Origin of the sequence: Pleurocapsa minor HA4230-MV1 (genome assembly GCA_019359095.1) — a bacterium.
Classification (GTDB): domain Bacteria; phylum Cyanobacteriota; class Cyanobacteriia; order Cyanobacteriales; family Xenococcaceae; genus Waterburya; species Waterburya minor.
This window is the reverse complement of record JAHHHZ010000013.1, coordinates 83294-100957: the sequence shown is the minus strand read 5'-3', so window position 1 is coordinate 100957 and position 17664 is coordinate 83294. Positions and strand designations below refer to the sequence as shown.

At 39.3% G+C, this 17664-nt stretch carries 15 protein-coding genes; 4 read left to right on the top strand and 11 right to left on the bottom strand.

Translation table 11 applies throughout. The features are described from left to right. Positions 1–54 precede the first annotated feature (54 nt). Positions 55–837 (top strand): hypothetical protein, encoded by a 783-nt coding sequence (locus KME09_05185; protein ID MBW4533311.1) that lies wholly within the window; start codon positions 55–57, stop codon positions 835–837. 366 nt (positions 838–1203) lie between these two features. Next, complete coding sequence (locus tag KME09_05180) at positions 1204–1992, top strand: HAMP domain-containing histidine kinase (GenBank protein MBW4533310.1); 789 nt, start codon at positions 1204–1206, stop codon at positions 1990–1992. A 44-nt stretch (positions 1993–2036) separates the two neighbouring features. On the opposite strand, the gene KME09_05175 is transcribed toward KME09_05180, so the two are convergent. The 8 genes from KME09_05175 to KME09_05140 form a co-directional block, all read right to left on the bottom strand. After that, positions 2037–3335, bottom strand: a complete 1299-nt coding sequence (locus KME09_05175) for a CO2 hydration protein (protein ID MBW4533309.1) — start codon at positions 3333–3335, stop codon at positions 2037–2039. Positions 3336–3404: 69 nt separating this feature from the next. Then, positions 3405–4922: an NADH-quinone oxidoreductase subunit M gene (locus KME09_05170; GenBank protein ID MBW4533308.1), complete on the bottom strand. Its 1518-nt coding sequence runs from the start codon at positions 4920–4922 to the stop codon at positions 3405–3407. Between the two features lie 262 nt (positions 4923–5184). Further along, positions 5185–5916 carry a carbonic anhydrase gene (locus KME09_05165; protein ID MBW4533307.1) on the bottom strand — a complete coding sequence of 244 codons (732 nt, stop codon included), beginning with the start codon at positions 5914–5916 and terminating at the stop codon, positions 5185–5187. A gap of 60 nt (positions 5917–5976) precedes the next feature. Further along, positions 5977–7827 (bottom strand): NAD(P)H-quinone oxidoreductase subunit F, encoded by a 1851-nt coding sequence (locus KME09_05160; GenBank protein MBW4533306.1) that lies wholly within the window; start codon positions 7825–7827, stop codon positions 5977–5979. A 293-nt stretch (positions 7828–8120) separates the two neighbouring features. Next, positions 8121–8864, bottom strand: coding sequence for a response regulator transcription factor (locus tag KME09_05155; protein MBW4533305.1), 744 nt, complete (start codon positions 8862–8864; stop codon positions 8121–8123). A 138-nt stretch (positions 8865–9002) separates the two neighbouring features. After that, entirely contained in the window at positions 9003–9494 is a 492-nt protein-coding gene (locus tag KME09_05150) for a TIGR00725 family protein (protein MBW4533304.1), read from the bottom strand. Positions 9495–9634: 140 nt separating this feature from the next. Then, on the bottom strand, positions 9635–10546 hold the full coding sequence (locus KME09_05145; protein ID MBW4533303.1) for a branched-chain amino acid transaminase: 912 nt from the start codon (positions 10544–10546) through the stop codon (positions 9635–9637). Positions 10547–10805: 259 nt separating this feature from the next. Next, entirely contained in the window at positions 10806–12587 is a 1782-nt protein-coding gene (locus KME09_05140; GenBank protein MBW4533302.1) for a M61 family metallopeptidase, read from the bottom strand. A gap of 203 nt (positions 12588–12790) precedes the next feature. Here KME09_05140 and KME09_05135 point away from each other — a divergent pair, with 203 nt between their 5' ends. Beyond that, the gene (locus KME09_05135) at positions 12791–13483 is read left to right on the top strand and encodes a TrkA family potassium uptake protein (GenBank protein MBW4533301.1); all 693 of its coding nucleotides are present in this window, start codon (positions 12791–12793) and stop codon (positions 13481–13483) included. A gap of 23 nt (positions 13484–13506) precedes the next feature. Here the strand turns inward: KME09_05135 and KME09_05130 are convergent, their stop codons facing one another. Both KME09_05130 and KME09_05125 read right to left on the bottom strand, forming a co-directional pair. After that, complete coding sequence (locus tag KME09_05130; protein MBW4533300.1) at positions 13507–14289, bottom strand: ABC transporter permease; 783 nt, start codon at positions 14287–14289, stop codon at positions 13507–13509. A 346-nt stretch (positions 14290–14635) separates the two neighbouring features. Next, the gene (locus KME09_05125; protein ID MBW4533299.1) at positions 14636–15736 is read right to left on the bottom strand and encodes a family 10 glycosylhydrolase; all 1101 of its coding nucleotides are present in this window, start codon (positions 15734–15736) and stop codon (positions 14636–14638) included. Between the two features lie 212 nt (positions 15737–15948). Here KME09_05125 and KME09_05120 point away from each other — a divergent pair, with 212 nt between their 5' ends. Then, the gene (locus KME09_05120; protein ID MBW4533298.1) at positions 15949–17052 is read left to right on the top strand and encodes an MFS transporter; all 1104 of its coding nucleotides are present in this window, start codon (positions 15949–15951) and stop codon (positions 17050–17052) included. A gap of 37 nt (positions 17053–17089) precedes the next feature. Here the strand turns inward: KME09_05120 and KME09_05115 are convergent, their stop codons facing one another. Continuing rightward, a complete protein-coding gene (locus KME09_05115) occupies positions 17090–17599 on the bottom strand; it encodes a hypothetical protein (protein ID MBW4533297.1) in 510 nt (169 codons plus the stop codon). Between the last annotated feature and the right edge of the window lie 65 nt (positions 17600–17664).

Below are 17664 nucleotides of genomic sequence, written 5' to 3'. Positions count from 1 at the left end.
GTCCGCAAAAGTAAATTAAAGTCATAATAGTTGCATCACTAAAATCAGGAGACGATCGTGCTGTTACCTATAATCGGCATAATATTAATTTTTATTATTTCCTCGATCAAAATTTGTAACCAATGGGAAGAAAGTTTAATTTTTACTTTGGGACGTTTATCAAAAATAGCTAAACCTGGAGTTTATCTTTGTTTACCGATGATTCAAACATCACAAAAGGTAGACAAAAGAACAATTACCTATACAGTACCGCTACAACAAGGATTAACTAAAGATAATATCCCTGTAGAAGTCGATGCCATCTTATTTTATAAAGTTCTGGATGCTAAAATAGCAATCCTCAATGTTGATAACTACCATCAAGCTACTCAACTAGCTGTGCGCTCTTCAATCAGAGATATGGTAGGTAAATCGAGTCTCGATGAACTATTGTCTCAAAGAGATAAAATAGGCGATATTGTCATGGAACATATCGCAGAATTTGTTTGTCAGTGGGGAATCTTAATTGTGGGAGTCGAAATTAAAGATGTCATTGTGGCTAAAGAATTAGAAGAAGCTATCTCTCGTGAAGCAGCAGCAGAAAGGGAAAAAAGAGCAAGAGTAAAATTAGCAGAAGCAGAAGAATTAACAGTTGATGCGATCGCTAAAGCTGCCGAAAAATATGCTAAAAATCCTGTATCCTTACAGTTACGTTCTATGAATATGCTATACGAAATGTGCATGGAAGGTAAATCAACCATGTTATTTGTGCCTACCAATAATTCTGGTACTGCTATGCCGACTCCTCTAGGAATTGAAAGTATCGATCATCTACTCGATCGCCATAACAAAAAGTAAAGATTAAGTTGCCAGAAGCTTTACAACTAATGATAAAACGTTACAAATTTGGTAAAAGCCGATCAAAAAGTGTTGAATTAATTTTAACAACAGTTTAAAAAGTAAAATTGGATCAAAGAAAATAATCTACCTACTCTAATCTAACTAGGACTCATAACCAAAGCTTAATTTAGAGAGAAGTTATGTGACGTTAAAATGTCATGATGTCGTGGCAAAACAAGTCATTCTGTTAATAAAGTGGCTTAGTTGAACAAATGCTGTGTTACGCTAAGTGCGAATCATCAAAGCTATACATCAGTAGCTACAATCAAGGTAGTGAATAACTATCTCTAGCCAGCTTTGTTTTGAAATTTATCTGCTGAAATTATGAACGAAATTGACGAGCTAAAGGAAGAACTCAAACAAGCACAACTTGCTTATCAAATGGCAGCGCAGATGAGCCAGTTTAAGGCAGGGTTTTTAGCGAGAACTTCCCATGAATTGCGATCGCCTCTTAGCAGCATGATTGGATTGCACCAGTTGATTTTGTCAGATCTTTGTGAAAGTCCTGAAGAACAAAAAGAATTTATTGCTCAAGCCTATCATTCAGCTCTCAAATTGATGAAATTAATCGACGAGATTGTTGCTGTTTCTAAAACAGAATATGGCAGTAATAGTCTTTATCTAGAGTCTCTTGAGCTTGCCGAGATATTTACCGAAATAAATCGTCTTACTCATCTTCAAGCAGCAAACCGCAATTTAAAAGTAGAGCTGGTTAATCCCAATCCACAAATTTGCGTTTTTGCCGATCGCTCTCGTTTAATTCAGCTAATATTCAACCTTATTGATAGCGGAATTACCTTAATGAAAAGGGGAGTGATTAAAGTATCTACTACAGAAGTAACCATAGAGAGCGTTAAGATTGAAATCGATTTTGAATGTCCTGCTACTCTCTGGCAAGAATCTAGTCCCCCTGAGCCAGATTTTCAAACTCATGACTTAGCTGAAATTCGCGCACTTTTACAAGAGATTAGTTTATCCGCCAACATGAAATTACTCATGTCAAAAACTCTTTTAGAAACTATGGGAGGCAGCCTAGAACTGAAAGAGCTTAATTCTTTAAATGGAAGTGAACCTTCAAGCCGAATAATTTTAACCTGTAAGAGAGCTGTTTAAGGATAATCTGCCAGGGGAGTAGTGAAAACAGGGATTGCTAACGATTAACGATAATCCTGAGATTGAATATAGTTTAAGCGGGCTTCTGGACGCAAAAAACGATCCATCTGTGCTTCAAAAAATTCGCGGTTTTTTTGTAAATGCTTGGGGTTAGAATCGTCTAGAGGATAAAGTAAAGCCTGACGCAAAGCCTGAATTACTGCCGAGGTGACGTTATACATCGATCGCTGGAAAGTTACTCCCAGTTGGATTAAGACATCATCTTCTCCTCGACAATGTTCTCGATAATATTTCTGGAGATAATCTGGCAGAAAATGGTACATATCATCCATTAATAAAGTGGGAGGAATGCCCGCAGTACCAACAGGGAAGACATCTGCGTATAAAATACCGTAGTGAAAATCTTTTTGTTCAGTGGGGACTTGTTTAGCTTGGGCATTATAAGATTTTGTGCCACGGAAGGGAGCGGTACGGTAAAAGACAGCTTCTACATAAGGTAGAGCAGCCTCGTATAGCCAGGTAAAACCTTTAGATTTAGGAATTATCTCATAGCATTCATCCCCAATATAGACATGATGATAAATTGGTCTACCTGCCACAGCGAAAATGCCGTTAACCAAAAAATTCATCGCATCGGGGACACCTTTAAACCCACCTTCGTCATAAATATCGGACATTTCAAAGAAAACAGGTGCCATTACTTCCCAAAATAAACCCAAGTTGGAATAGTAAGATAGTTGTCTTACCTGTTCGAGGAACATATCGGGGAACAGTTTGTATAGCCCCAACATAACAGGATTACCTTTAAAATAAGCTTTAATCGCTTTGTCGGCATTAGCTTTATATTCATCTGAATCCAAATAAGCATCAAACCTACCCATACCCATGTCTCTACCATGCCATAGCATTGCCCGCATACAAGCTTCAGCAAACTCCATATTAATGCGATCGTGCCACAGATGATGAAACAACTTAGACATTTTGCGGGTTTCACCCTTTTGCATAAATTCCAAGAGTTCAGGGTGAGCCGATGCTTTACCTCGCCATACTTTTAAGTCAGCATCATCTCCTGCATAGTGATTGGCTAAGTCTAAATATTCTTGAGGGAGAAAGTATTTGAAGAAAGGTAAAGGTTCTAAAAATACTCGTTCGGCGATATAAAGCAAATCTCGCCAATAAAAGTCCATTGGTACTGCATAGGCTTTATAGATACCAATAATCTGCATCAAGTTTTCTGGAGTATCGGGTAACATCGAGCCACCAGCTTCCAGGCGATGAATAATATCAGCATATTGATGATCTGAAGGAGGAAGTTTTGTTGGTTTAATAGTTGTTTGGGTCATTTTGATTACTAATTACTAATTACTAATTACTGATTACTAACTATTTGCTCACTGCTCACTGCTCACTGCTCATTGTAACGCGAGCTTGCGAGCTAATCCTTTAGGACTCATTGCTACTTGTTCGGTGTGGTGAACATTTACTGCTAATAAATTGGTAGTCGGTTCAATCCAGCGTACTAGCCAGTTGGGTTGAATCCCTAAGAAAAGAATAATTGCAGTTAAAACGAAGGCAGGAATGCTTTCTGATTTTAGGACAGCAGGGTAATATGCCAATTTGTTATCTAATTTGCCAAAGCAGGTGCGATTAAGCAAAATGATGAAGTAAACCGCTGTTAAACCAGAGGCAATGATGCAAAGCAGGGTTGGGATAGGAAAAGTACTGAAACTGCCCTGAAAAATTATAAATTCTGCTACAAAGCCCACTAAACCAGGGATTCCTGCACTCGCCATTCCTGCCATAATTAGCAATCCGCTGGTGAGGGGTAAACCCCGAATCGGATTCATTAAGCCATTGAGGACATCGAGATCGCGAGTTCCGACTTTGCGTTCGACAATACCCACAAGATGAAATAGTAAAGCCAAGATCAAACCGTGTCCGATCATTTGGGCTACTGCACCCAAAATACTTAATTGTGTTCCCGCAGCAACAGCAACCAAGATATAGCCCATGTGTCCAATCGAACTATAGGCTACCATACGTTTAATATCTTTTTGAGCGATCGCACTTAATGCTCCATAGAGTACGCTAATCGTGCCGACAATTGCCAATCCTGGAGCAACTACTGACCAGGTTTCGGGGAATAACTGTAAACCAAAGCGAATTAAGCCATAAGTACCCAATTTAGCTAAGATTCCTCCTAAAAGAATCGTCACAGATGGAGAAGCTTCTGTATAGGCATCTGGTAGCCAAGTATGGAGAGGAACTAAGGGAATTTTAATGCCAAACCCTACTAGTAAGACGCTTAATAAAATTAATTGAGTAGTAAGGGATAAGCCTTGGGTAGAAATAGTATCGTAATCAAAACTGATTACTTCATTGAGGAAACCAATGCCTAAAAAAGCAGCCAATACTAGTAGTCCCGATACTGCTGTATAGAGTAAAAACTTAGTGGCGGCATAGTTTCTTTTTTCCCCTCCCCAGATAGCGATCATTAGATAGAAGGGAATCAATTCTATTTCATAGAAAATGACAAACAGTAAGAGATTTTGCGCTACTAATGCCCCTGTAATTCCAGCATTGATTAACAATAGCAAAGCATAATAAAGTCGAGGACGTTCGACATTTTCGCCAATACTATAAATTGCAATAATGGTCAGTAGAGCATTTAAAACTAACAAGGGCAAAGATAAACCATCGACTGCCAAGCTATAACTTAAACCAATTGGTTTAATCCAAGGTAAATACTCGGCAAATTGCCATCCTGCAAGACTTAGGTCGAATTGAGTTAAGAGCCAAATTGTCCAGACAAACGTTACCACAGCAAATACAGTAGTAATCTGACGTAACTGTCCTGATTCTGCCTTGCCAGGCATAAATCCAACGATACTTGCTCCTATTACAGGTAGCCATAGTAAAAAACTCAGCATTTTTTCTTTATTTTTTATTATTTTGTATGACTTAAATCTTTTTTAAAAGCGCTTGTTTTTTGCTTGAATAATTATGAGAGATAATTCTCTTAACTATTTATTACTATAGCAATCCTAAATGAAATGAGAAATTTCTAGTATCTACTACCTATTACCTAAAAACCAATCAATGTAGTTGCATGAATCAAATAGGACTGCCATATGAGATACTCTCATCAATCAATAAAGTATCAAATAGCAATAAATAATTTAGTAACTATATTTAAGTTTCCAGTATATTTAACTCTCCATTTTTAAAATCAAAATATCCACCTACAATTTTTAATTGATTCTTAGCAACCAATTCAGATAAAACAGGGGATTGTTTTAATTTATTCACTTGATAAATTACATTAAGTTCTGTCGCTTTTTTCACGGCTTCTTTATCATCTTGTTGTCCTTTATAATCCTTGACGGCAGGCTCAATGTGAGACAGAACACTAGCAATAGAGCCTGGCACTTCTTGTCCTGCTAAAGCAGCTTTGACCGCGCCACAACCATAATGACCCATAACGAGAAGTACTTTAGCGCCTAATACTAAAGTTCCAAATTCTAAACTACCTGATTCTTCTGGTGTTACCACGTTTCCTGCATCTCTTACCACAAATAAATTGCCAAAACCTTGGTCAAAAACAACTTCAAGAGGACAGCGAGAATCGGCACAACCAATAATAGCAGCAAAAGGTTTTTGGTCTTCAGAAACTGATTGTAAATATTTTAAAGATTGATTAGTATTGGTAGTTTTATTTTGCAGAAAACGTTGATGACCCTCGATTAATTTTTGAAAAGCTTGGTCAGGAGTCATGTCAACACCTGTAACTTCTTGAGCTTTAACAGATTGAGAATCGTGAAGGTTTAAACCAATCGCACTAGCTAGGGTTGTTGTACCAATAAAACCTGCGCCAAACTGCATCATGCGACGACGAGAAACTGGTAATTCTTGTTGGTTAATCATTCTAATCACAGCTTACATTAATTAAAAAAGTTGATAGTTAAACTTGTTTTTTAGGACAAGTTATAAAAGATAATTGGAAAACAAAGGGAAACAAATTATTCCTACGAAGAGAAAGACTCCCAACAGGATCGAAAGAAAGTAAAATTGGGTCTGACCAGAGGTATTGTATCTAAGACTTTCACCACTAAAAATAGTCGCCAAGCCGAAGAAATTAATTACCCCATCAACTAAATAGCGATCGCACCAATAAACTAGTTGAGAAACTACACCCACCACAGCAATAACGGTCAGGCGATAAAACTTTTCGGTATAAAGATCGTAGGCAAAAAAGTCTTGTACTGCCTTCGGCTTTAGTTGAATTGGTTTGGCAATGCTGTCATTGAGATAAATCAGACTAGCTGCACCAGCGCCGACTAAAGTTGTGACCGCCAAAGCAGCCGCAATAGTTAAATCTAAATCAGATAACTGTGGTAATAAACCCCACTGGTATAACAAGATAGGTGCGTGTAAAGCGAGTCCCATGCCAACTGTCATAGGTAATACCACACTCCATAACCCTTCAGGCGATCGCACTGTCATTTGCTTGATTCGACCAGCAAAAATTAAACAAAACTCGCGAGTTAAGCTAAACGCTGTCAAACCATTAACAATCAGGATGACTCCCACCAACCAAGGATGGTTTTGCCAGAGACGATCTGCCAATTCTGTTAGCGTCCAAAAACAACCCAAAGGCGGAAAAGCTACCAATGAAGCAGCACCCACTAAATAGCAAATGCCTGAAATGGGACGACGCGACCACAAACCACCATATTGAGTTAAATCTTGGGTAATGGTATTTAACACCACCCCGCCAATACTCATCACTAATAATGACATGGCGATCGCATAGGTGAACAAGAGTTTTAGTGCTGTAATATCTTGCTGTGTCCCCACGGCAATAAACACCAAGCCCATATAAGCACTGACAGAATAAGAAAGCGATCGCTTGATATCGATCTGGGCGATCGCAATTAAACTCGCCCCAATAGCCGTTGTTGCCCCGATTGCCACCATAAAACTAGAGGCAAAAGGAGATAAAGCTAATACAGGCTGTAATTTAATTAAGACCCAAGCACCAGTAGAAACTATCACTGTGTTCCGTAGAATTGTTCCTGGCATCGGCCCTTCCATCGCCTCATCTAACCAAAGATGTAGAGGAAATTGAGCGCATTTACCCAAAGGGCCAGCAATTAAGGCTAAACAAAGTAAAGTGGCTACAGTCGGATCGACAGTAGCAGTATTTGCCCACTCTGCTAACTCGGTATAGTTCCAAGTTCCAGCTAAAGGGAGTAAAGCCACAACTCCCATCAAGAGAATTAAATCTCCTACTCGTTTAGTTAAGAAAGCATCCCTTGCCCCCGTGACTACCAAAGACTGGTTGAACCACAGACCGATCAGTAAATAAGTACCGAGAGTCAAAATCTCTAGCACTACGTAACTGAAGAACAGCGAGTTGCACAGTACTAAAGTACACATTCCCGCTTCAAATAAAGCCAACATGCAATAAAAACGCGCCCACCCCCAATCCATTTCCATGTAGCCAACGGCATAAACCTGAGCAAGTAGGTTGACACTAGTAATTAGAACTAGCGCACCCAGATTAATTGTGGAAATTTCTAAATCGAAAGCAATATGCAAATCAGCAGCTTGAAGCCACGGAAATGAAAGATATTGGGCTGGCTGCCCCCAGATTTCTCGCAAGGCTAAGATACTGTGCGTCAGCGCTACCAAAGTCATGAGGATATTGATATAACCCGATGGTCGGGGCCCAGTAGTACGAATGATTCCAGGCGACCAAGGAATAGCTAAAGTTGCACCTACTAAAGCATAGAGAGGGACAAGCCAGATACTCTGATTGAAAATTTCATTCATAGATTTATTTCTGTCTTTGATAAAAATAGATTCAAATATATCTATCTCCAGATGATTATAGTATTAAGTCTATGAAAAACAAAATACAATTGTTTTATCTGACTGATAGATACTCCGTATTGCTGGTGTTGATGTGGTTTGGTTCGCAAACCAATTAGGGATGAATATATTTCTTAACAGCAATTAATTGCGATCGTTAAATACGCAGCGATAGAACCAGCTATAAATAGTTCTGATGCTGTCAGGGAATAGTATCAATAATACAATTGATTGCTAATGTTTAAATTTTTCTTTTACTTGCTGAAGCTCAAATAACCTATCGCCAAAATAGCCACAAACAAGCTGAAATTAGTAATCGTCAGGATCTTAATGGCTAAATTTGTTTTCTGTTCGTGTCTCTTTAACTGTTGTTTAAGTCGATCGCATCTAAACTGTAAATTAGCATCACGCTCTTTATTGTGAGACAGCTCCTGCTTGACAATCGCTTCTACGGTTTCGTTCAGGCTGTGAGGCGTTAGTTCTTCTAAAGAATCAATTTTTTGTTCTATTTTGGCTAAAACTGTATCTACCATGTTGAGCTTTTCGCTCAACTCCAGATCTTGCTTGGGCAAAGAATCCAATGTCATAGTCTTTGCCAAGTGCTTGTCTACTAATTCTAGAGCTAGTTGAAAATATCCTTTGTGGACATAGCGAATGGCATTAGCTAATTCTTTAGCTGTGGTGTTTTTAAGCCAATAGCCCTTGGCACCTAGCTTTAAGGCACGAGCAACGTCTTGTTTTTGATTGTGAATACTAAGCATTAAAACTTTAGTATCGGCATATTTTTGAGCAATAGTTTCGGTAGCTGCAAAACCATCCATGACTGGCATCTCAATATCCATCAACACTACATCTGGCTTTAGCTCTGCTACTTTAGCGATCGCCACTTCACCATTTTTAGCAAAACCAACAATCTGAAGATCTGATTCTGGTTCGAGATACGACTCTAAAGTTTTACGGACAAAATTTTGATCGTCAGCTACGAGAATATTGATCATGACAACACTAGCTTTGAATTTAGAATTCCCCTCAGATAACCTAAGATAGCATTAAAGTCAAGTATTTTTTCGCTCAAATCAGTACTATACAAGAGTTTAATGATCTTGACTGGAACTCACTACGTCGATCTAGTTGATCTAAGGGAGCAAAATTTCTTGGCTTAGAGCGATCGCTTGTTCCACATTTTCTGCCGAAAAAACTTGTTCTGAAGCCAAATGACTAAAGAATTGATAGGTTACTTCTTGTTGATGAAGCAAAATTATAGGTCGATTATTTTTCAACGCCAAAGCAACTTCTGAAGCTGTCCCCAAACCCATACCACAGGCAATCACAAGATCGCAAGACAAGACATTAATATTATTGCGTCCATTGCCCAAATCAGTAACGATGGCAATATCGACTGCATCAGACATTTCTAGTTTATTATTGCCAGGCAAAATACCGATTACTGTTCCGCCACTTGCTTTTGCACCTTGGCTGGCTGCCTCCATGACTCCTACTTTTCTACCTCCTGTCAGCAAAATCCAGCCATTTTCTGCAATTGATTTACCTAGCTGATAAGCCAGTTCGGTATCTTCGTGAGTTGCTAAATCTCCCGCACCCATCACTCCAACTACAACTTGAGCCATATAGCAGTCCTATTTAATTCATGAAACTACATTGATTGGTTTTTAGATAGTAGGTAGTAGGTAGTAGAAATTTCTCATTTCATTTAGGATTGCTATATATTATTTGAATAGAAATCTACCAATGGCGATAATTAATCTGCCTAGCAATCAACTGTATAAATCCAATCTTGATATTTTGGCTCTTGATTTTTAGTAATTGAAGTTAGTTTGGCTTTAATTTTTTCGGTAATTGGTCGCTCGGTAGACAAATGATAGCTTTCAATTTGTTTTACAGGAGTTACTTTTGCTGCTGTACCGCTTAAAAATACTTCTTCAGCAATTAGTAATTCGGTTTTATCAATTGCTCTTTCTTCGACTTCAATCCCCATATCCCTGGCAATAGTCAGCACGCTATCTCTAGTAATACCTTCTAAAATATCTTGATTAAACCCAGGCGTGATTAATTTATTGTTTCTCACCATAAAGATATTCATTCCTGATGCTTCGCAAATTTTACCTTGAGAATTCATCAAAATTGCCTCATCAAAACCAGATTCTACTGCTTCGGTTTTAGCCAGGGAAGAAGTAATATATGCGCCGCTGATCTTACCCCGTAGAGGTAAACTCCGATCTTCTTGACGATACCAAGAACTAATACGACAGCTAATGCCATCAGGAGGTAAATAATCCCCTAGTTCTAATCCATAAACAAAAAAGTCTTTTTCAATTTTATGCAGTCGAGGAGCAATACCTAAGTCAGAGGTATAAACAAAAGGACGAATATAAAAAGGTTTATTGGGCTGATTTTTCTGCACAAAATCAATAATAATTTGCTGAATTTTTGCTGCTGGTAAATCATAACCAAGTAGCTTGGCGCTATCACTCAAACGATTACAGTGACGATCTAGCCTAAATAATAATATTTGTTCAGCATTATCTGGATTAGGAATACCTCTCATTCCACCAAAAGCACCTGTTCCGTAGTGAAGAGCATGAGTGGCGATGGAGATATTTGCTTCTTTAAAAGGAACAAATCTATTTTGAAAGTAGGCTATTTCTAAAAAATTATGCATTTTGATTGATGATTGATTACTAATTACTAATTACTAATTACTGATTATTTGCGAAGCTTATGCTAAAGCACTAGCTACGCGTCGTCCTTTAGGACTGATTAGGTGGGCATAAAGAATATTGAAAACACACAAGTATAATTTGCTCGTTTGCCCACCCTACTGTCACTGCTCATTGTGACGCGAGCTTGCGAGCTAATGGTAAACCACTTGTCTCGCATAGTTGGAGATACCGCTTCGCATATCCTTTAGGACTCATTGCTCATTGCTCATTGTTCATTGTTCCTAGCCACCCTCGAAGATTTTGCTGCTGTGACTGGGATAAATTATCTTTGAACGCCAGCTCATAACGATTAGCTTGGGGTTGAGCTAAAGTAACAGCCAGGGTTTTTAATTCATCATTGTGAAACACAGTAACTTGGATCGTATCCTCTGCTTGATAGTCTTTTAATCTTTCGTCAAGAGACTTAGCATCGACCTTAATACCATTAATTGCTAACAGCACATCTTTGGCATCAATTCCTGCTAACGCTGCGGGAGATTCGGCAGCAACAAACTCGATCACTTCCCGATTACTATCGGACTGTACCTTGATTCCCAGATAAGGAGCATCGGATTCACTAACAGTTTTTAAGTATAAGCCAAAGGGGTTAAGATAGTCATCAAAGGGCAATTCTTCAGTAGTTTCAATGTAGCGAGCAAAGAAATCATCTAGGTTCTCGGCTGCAACCTCAGCAATAGTTTCCCTGAGTTGAGTTTCACTAAAACCGACTTCCTCTTGTCCAAAACGCGACCACATCAAGCGCATTACATCATCAAGCGATCGCTTATTCTGATATTTAGCTCGAATCAATAAATCTAACAGTAAAGAAACCAGTTCTCCTTTGAGATAATAGGAAATCTGATTGTTATCACTATAGGCATCACGACGATATAATTTGATCCAAGCATCATAGCTTGATTCCCCCAGAGGTTGTACATTACGTCCAATGGTGTTGAGATACTTATTAATGTCCTTGCTCAAGTTTTTGAGGCAGGTTTTCTGGTCATAAATCCCTGCTCGTAAGGGAATAATTGCATCGTAGTAGCTAGTTGTTCCTTCACAAAACCAGAGGGATGTAGTGTAGTTTTCGGCTTCGTAGTCAAAAGTTTCTAAAGCTTGGGGACGAATGCGTTTAACGTTCCAAAGATGGAAGAATTCGTGTGCTACTAGCTGCATAAACCGTTCATATTTCTCGCGATCGCTAAATCCAAATCGGGGATAATTTAGCGTACAGCAGTCTTTGTGTTCTAAACCACCATAGCCACTACCTGAAAGATGTAACAAAAATAAATACTGTTCATAGGGTAAACCATCAAAGATCTCGGCTTCTACCTCAATCACCTTGGTAGTGTCGGTAATAATCTTGTGGGGATTAGCGTTACCTTGACTCCATATTGCTAATGAATGAGGTTTTCCCAGTACCTCAAAATCATATACTTGGTGTGTGCCTACCTCTACGGGAGTATCAACTAAAGTATCAAAGTCTTGAGCTTGAAAAGTATTCTCCTCACCCTCGATTTTAGTTAGGGTAGTCGTAACGCACCAGTCGGATTGAGGTGGCACAATTTTTACGCTAATCGGTTGCTGTTCTAATCCTGGAACAAAGAAAAACAATGCAGCACCATTAAAATAAGCGTGAGTGGCATCTAAATGATTAGTACGTACTGTTAAATCATTAGCGTAAATACGGTAGCTAACTATAATTTCGCTAGCATTAGCGGTGGCGATCTGCCAATGATTCTTACTCAGCTTACGACTAGTTAATTCCCCCTCGCCAGAACGCGCCGAAAAGTCTTGTAGATGTCTGGCATACTCTCTAACTAAATAAGAACCAGGTGTCCAGACTGGCATCTTTAAATCTAGAGTAGGCGATCGCCAGTCACTAATTTTCAGGGTAACTTCAAATAGATGGGATGCAGGTTGAGACATGGCAACTTGATAGAACAAGCTAGCCGTTTGGCTGATAGGTTTGGTGTGACGAATAGAGGTGGCTTCAGTCATTAAGCTTTTGTAGATAGGAATTGAATCGATAGATTAGCTTATATTTTATCTATATCTTGTGGATTGCCTCAAATGTCAATCGGTCTTGCCTTAATTAACGATCGAGCAATAGACACTAAATTAATCAAGGCAGCCTCATCGATCCGAAAGGACATCCGATCGATTAAAATGCCAATAGTTTAGAATTATTTAGATTAGAGTCCTTGAAATCTCTCAATTTTTTAACTAACGCCCGTACTCACAACCGTCAGTTTGCTGTAATTGGCTTGGGACGTTTTGGTAGAGCAGTCTGTACTTCCTTACATAAGATGGGTTACGAAGTCTTAGGTACAGATATCGATGAAAAATTAGTCTCTCAGGTTTTAGCCCAAAGAGTCGCCTCCCACGCAATTCAGCTAGATTCGACTGAACCTGAATCCCTCAAAGAAGCAGGAATTTTTGAAGTAGACACCGTTATTGTGGCGATCGGTAACTATCTCCAAGAAAGCATTATTACAACTCTCAATGTTAAAGAAGCTGGAGTAGAGTATGTAGTTGCTAAGGCATCATCAGAAATTCATGGCAAAGTACTCAAGCGAGTCGGTGCAGATCGGGTAGTATTCCCTGAATATGAGGCTGGTTGCACTTTGGCTAGCACTTTAACTCAACCTGGACTCTTAGAACGGTTTCAGTTGGATACGGAGAATAGCATTGTGGAAATTTTAACCCCCGCAGAATTTCATGGTCAAACTATAGCCCAACTAGATTTGCGCAAGCGTTATGGAGTCAATGTTCTAGCGATTGGTAACGGTGAAAGATTTATCACTAATCCCATTCCAGGAGAAATACTGAAAAAAGGATCGATAATGGTGGTAATTGGCAGTAACGCCAATATCCAGCGCCTACCAATTAAATAAATTAACTAATTATGCTGATATAGCTAACTCGAAGCGCTAGTGTAAAAAAGTAAAGCAAACCGCCAAAAAAAGATAGAGAAGATAAATAAGGCACAGGCTAAAATAGCTGCACCAATACTCCAGCTAAGTTCGCTACGATTGAGCATAGCTTGAGCAGGAACAGTAGTTAAAAAAGCCACAGGTACAACAAAAGTAAAGAAGAAGCGATAAATAACAGGATAGGCTACCATCGGATATCTTCCCGCTTCTAATAAGCCTCGCAGTACTTCGGTAACGTTATAAACTTTAACAAACCAGATACTAGTTGCCCCTAAAATAAACCACAGGCTATAGAGAATAATCACGCCAAAACCTAGGGGAATTAGACTCGCTAGATAGTCATACCAAGCTAAACCCAATTGATTGCCAGCATAAACTATCAGGATGCTACCAAACAGTAGATCGGGCAACCCCCAAGGAGAGATAGTCTTGGTAGATAACCAAAACTGACTACTGATCGGCTTGAGCAACACGAAGTCGAGAGTTCCCTGTTCAACCTGCTTGACAATGCTGTTTAAATTAGGGACGAGAAAAGTAGCAGAAAAGCCTTGCAAGAGAGTAAACAAACCTAAAACTATCGTTGCTTCCTGCCAATTCCAGCCCTGGAAAGTATAGCCAGTCCGATAAAATAGCGATAGTCCAAACAAACTACCCACTAAATTAGCAATACTGGTAATAGTCGCGATCGCAAAATTGAGCCGATACTCTAATTCTGTGGCGATCGCCGTAGACCAAAACAACCTTAAAACTTTGAAATAACGTTGCATATATGGGTAATGGGTAATGGGTAATGGGTAGTGGGTAATGGGTAATGGGTAGTGGGTAGTGGGTAGTGGGTAGTGGGTAATGGGTAATGGGTAATGGGTAGTGGGTAGTGGGTAATGGGTAATGGGTAATGGGTAGTGGGTAGTGGGTAATGGGTAATGGGTAATGGGTAGTGGGTAGTGGGTAATGGGTAATGGGTAGTGGGTAGTGGGTAATGGGTAGTGGGTAGTGGGTAATGGGTAGTGGGTAGTGGGTAATGGAGTTTTAGCGGAATTAAACTGCTACCAAAAAGTAAAAATTGATTAAAAGCTTATAGCTTATGGCTTATAGCTTAGAGCTACGAACAGTTTACTTATCGATTTCACGTTGTACCCTTGTGGTATACTTTAAATCAGCAACGCCAGTATAATTAGCAGATTTAGCTAAGGCGATCGCTACTGCATCATTATTTTTGCGCAACCCTTCATAGTGGAAAAATACTTGACCGCTCAAGTGGCGATCGCGATTAGTTTTAATATATTTAATCAAGTCTCGATGGCTGACATCTTTACCATTAGCAGTCAAGGCAATCCCTGGAGCAAATTTAGGTAATGAATCATGAGCAAAGGTTTTAATAATCTGTTTTACTTCTTGGTTGTAGCTAAAAAAACTAGAGCGATAGATCTGGGGATGAATCATGTCACATAAACCTCGATCTACCCAGGCTTTGACATCTTGCAACAGGTTATTTAGACAAAAAGGGTACACCGCAGGAGAGAGGGAAACAATTGCTTGAGGTTTAATGGTTTTTACATTTTGATACATCTGACTTAAAAAATCAGTTAACAGATCGGCGCGCCACTGTAGCCAATGCTTGTCTTGATAGTTATGGGGTGGCTGTTGAGCAAAGCTGGATTGATATTGCGCTACGGTAAAACTATCATATCCTGCGGTGACGGGCAGGGCAGGCAGGCGATCGCATCCTTGAATTCCGTCTACATCATAGTTACGGATAATTTCTTGAACTATCGACTGCATAAATTGTTGCACTTCGGGGTGAAAAGCATTCATCCAGGTTAAGCCTCCCTGTCTTACTGTTGTTCCATCGCGATCTATTGCTTGCCAGTGGGGATAGCGCTGTAAAATATGTCCGCCATCTAATAAGTGAGAAGCTGCAAAGCCATATTCTAACCAGGGAATTACTTTTAGGTTGCGTTGCTTTGCCTCAATGATAATTTCTGCTAGAGGATCGCGCTGCTGCGCTTGATAAAAAGGATCGATTACTGGTAAATTGTGTTGACTCATTACCTGGCTGGGATAGAGAGTATAACCCCGATTCCAAACCACAGGAAAAATCAGATTAAAGCCATAGAAGCTCAGGAAATCTAGCGCCTCAATTATATGTTGCCGTGACTCTAAAATTTTGCTGTGAGGACGATTGGTAATCCAGACTCCGCGTATTTCTGACATCAAGATTGGTTATTAAAATATACTGCCGAGATGATGATTATCCCAAGTAAGAACAAGGGAACTAGTAAATTAATCGGTTCAATCATTTTAAGATCAAATAAATTACCTGAACTTGCATTTCCTTTCACCTAAATTTTTACTTGAACCAATCTTACTCAGCTAATTTAACCAAACTTTACATCTTACAGGGATTAGCCTTTGCTTGGTTTCCCATTCCCACTATTGTTTTATTTTATGAGCATTACGGCTTAAACATTGAACAGATAGTACTGCTCAAAACCATCTTATCCTTGTCTATTTTAGTGTTAGAAGTCCCCTCTGGATATTTAGCCGATCTTTGGGGGAGAAAAGCCTGTTTAGTCGTTGGTAGTGGGGTATGGGTTGCTAGTTGGTTAATTTACTGTGTGGGAACTTCATTTACCGCATTTGCGATCGCCGAAATTTTAGCGGGAGTAGCTGGAAGTCTGATTTCAGGGGCAAATACCGCGCTGGGTTACGATACCTTGATCCAGTTGGGGAAAGAACAACACTATCAGGTATGGGAAGGCAGATTAGGTGCTATTGCTGGCATTAGTGAAGCAGTTTGTGGCATTATCGGTGCTGCGATCGCCTCAATTAATTTGGTCTATCCTTTTTATTTCCAGACGGTTTGCTTAATTATTTATTTTGCTTTAGCCCTAACTTTAGTCGAGCCAAAATTTCACCAAGCGATCGCCCAAACTCAAAAATTAAATCAGCTCAAAGATATCATTATTGATGTTTATAAACGCCCTAAACTACGATGGTTAATCCTACTTAGCAGTACTTTTTCTAGTGCTAGTTTCCTAATCGTCTGGCTATCACAAGACTATCTCCAGCAATTAAATATTCCCATTCAAGCTTTTGGTTGGGCGTGGGCAATATTTCACTTGGGAATGAGTTTAGCATCAATCAATTCTCACCATCTACAGCGCCTTTTCGGGATCAAACGAGCCATTTTCTTGCTCATAATTATTTTAGCCACTTCCTATATTTGCCTGGGAAGTATTAACCAAGTTTGGGGTCTAGTTTTGATCCTGAGCATCTATTTAGTGCGGGGTTTTTCTTCCCCGTTAATTCTCAATGCCATCAATCAACAAATTGCTTCTTCTGTGAGGGCGACGATTCTTTCTCTCAATAGTCTAGTCTTTCGGGTTGCTTTTGCTATCATTGCGCCTTTGGTTGGGGCGATCGCTTCTCGCTATAATTTATCCCTCGGCTTAATTGTGGCAGGGTGTTTCTTTCTCATCTCTGGTTGTCTTTGTTGGTGGCAATTGGTGAGAATGAGAGCTTTTTAGGCGCAAAAGATTATTTTACTATCAATAGACAGGTTTACTAAACAGGTTCTTCATAACCTTGAATATACTCAGGCTCAAACTGACGCAATAATTTTGTCGCTTGACGAATCAAACTATCAGTACCTTTAGTCACAATAATATATTTACCTGCATTGAGACGGTTGCGATAGGTCAAAGCATCCCCGCTACCTGTGGTTAAACCAACACCACCACCGACAAAAACTGCACCTAATAATCCAGAGGCTGCACCCAAAATACCGCCGATAATATGCTCGGCTGTTGAGTTAGTAAAGGAAAAAAGGTGAATACCTGTAAGCAAATTAAATACATAACCTGCAACAAAACCAAAGGGAATTAACATATAAGCTAATTTACTTGCTCTTTTGCTTGCCTGGTCATTAGGATTGATTAAACCAAATTCATCGGCGCTTTGATAGCCTTGACCAAGAATGGTTATTTTTTCTGGTGGAATACCATCTTTTTGCAGAACAGAATATGCTTCTTCTGCTTGCTGTTTGTTCTCTAAAACTGTTACTAAATAATTCATGATGTGAAACAAAGCTACTATGTTTAAACTAATTTAAACAATCGCTGGCATACATCTTTCCCTGG

Bases quoted from the DNA above. Each gene is read 5' to 3' on its own strand.
- KME09_05175 (MBW4533309.1), bottom strand. From the start codon at position 3,335: ATGACCCAAACAACTATTAAACCAACAAAACTTCCTCCTTCAGATCAT.
- KME09_05170 (MBW4533308.1), bottom strand. From the start codon at position 4,922: ATGCTGAGTTTTTTACTATGGCTACCTGTAATAGGAGCAAGTATCGTT.
- KME09_05140 (MBW4533302.1), bottom strand. From the start codon at position 12,587: ATGACTGAAGCCACCTCTATTCGTCACACCAAACCTATCAGCCAAACG.
- KME09_05180 (MBW4533310.1), top strand. From the start codon at position 1,204: ATGAACGAAATTGACGAGCTAAAGGAAGAACTCAAACAAGCACAACTT.
- KME09_05160 (MBW4533306.1), bottom strand. From the start codon at position 7,827: ATGAATGAAATTTTCAATCAGAGTATCTGGCTTGTCCCTCTCTATGCT.
- KME09_05115 (MBW4533297.1), bottom strand. From the start codon at position 17,599: ATGAATTATTTAGTAACAGTTTTAGAGAACAAACAGCAAGCAGAAGAA.
- KME09_05125 (MBW4533299.1), bottom strand. From the start codon at position 15,736: ATGTCAGAAATACGCGGAGTCTGGATTACCAATCGTCCTCACAGCAAA.
- KME09_05150 (MBW4533304.1), bottom strand. From the start codon at position 9,494: ATGGCTCAAGTTGTAGTTGGAGTGATGGGTGCGGGAGATTTAGCAACT.
- KME09_05130 (MBW4533300.1), bottom strand. From the start codon at position 14,289: ATGCAACGTTATTTCAAAGTTTTAAGGTTGTTTTGGTCTACGGCGATC.
- KME09_05145 (MBW4533303.1), bottom strand. From the start codon at position 10,546: ATGCATAATTTTTTAGAAATAGCCTACTTTCAAAATAGATTTGTTCCT.
- KME09_05155 (MBW4533305.1), bottom strand. From the start codon at position 8,864: ATGATCAATATTCTCGTAGCTGACGATCAAAATTTTGTCCGTAAAACT.
- KME09_05165 (MBW4533307.1), bottom strand. From the start codon at position 5,916: ATGATTAACCAACAAGAATTACCAGTTTCTCGTCGTCGCATGATGCAG.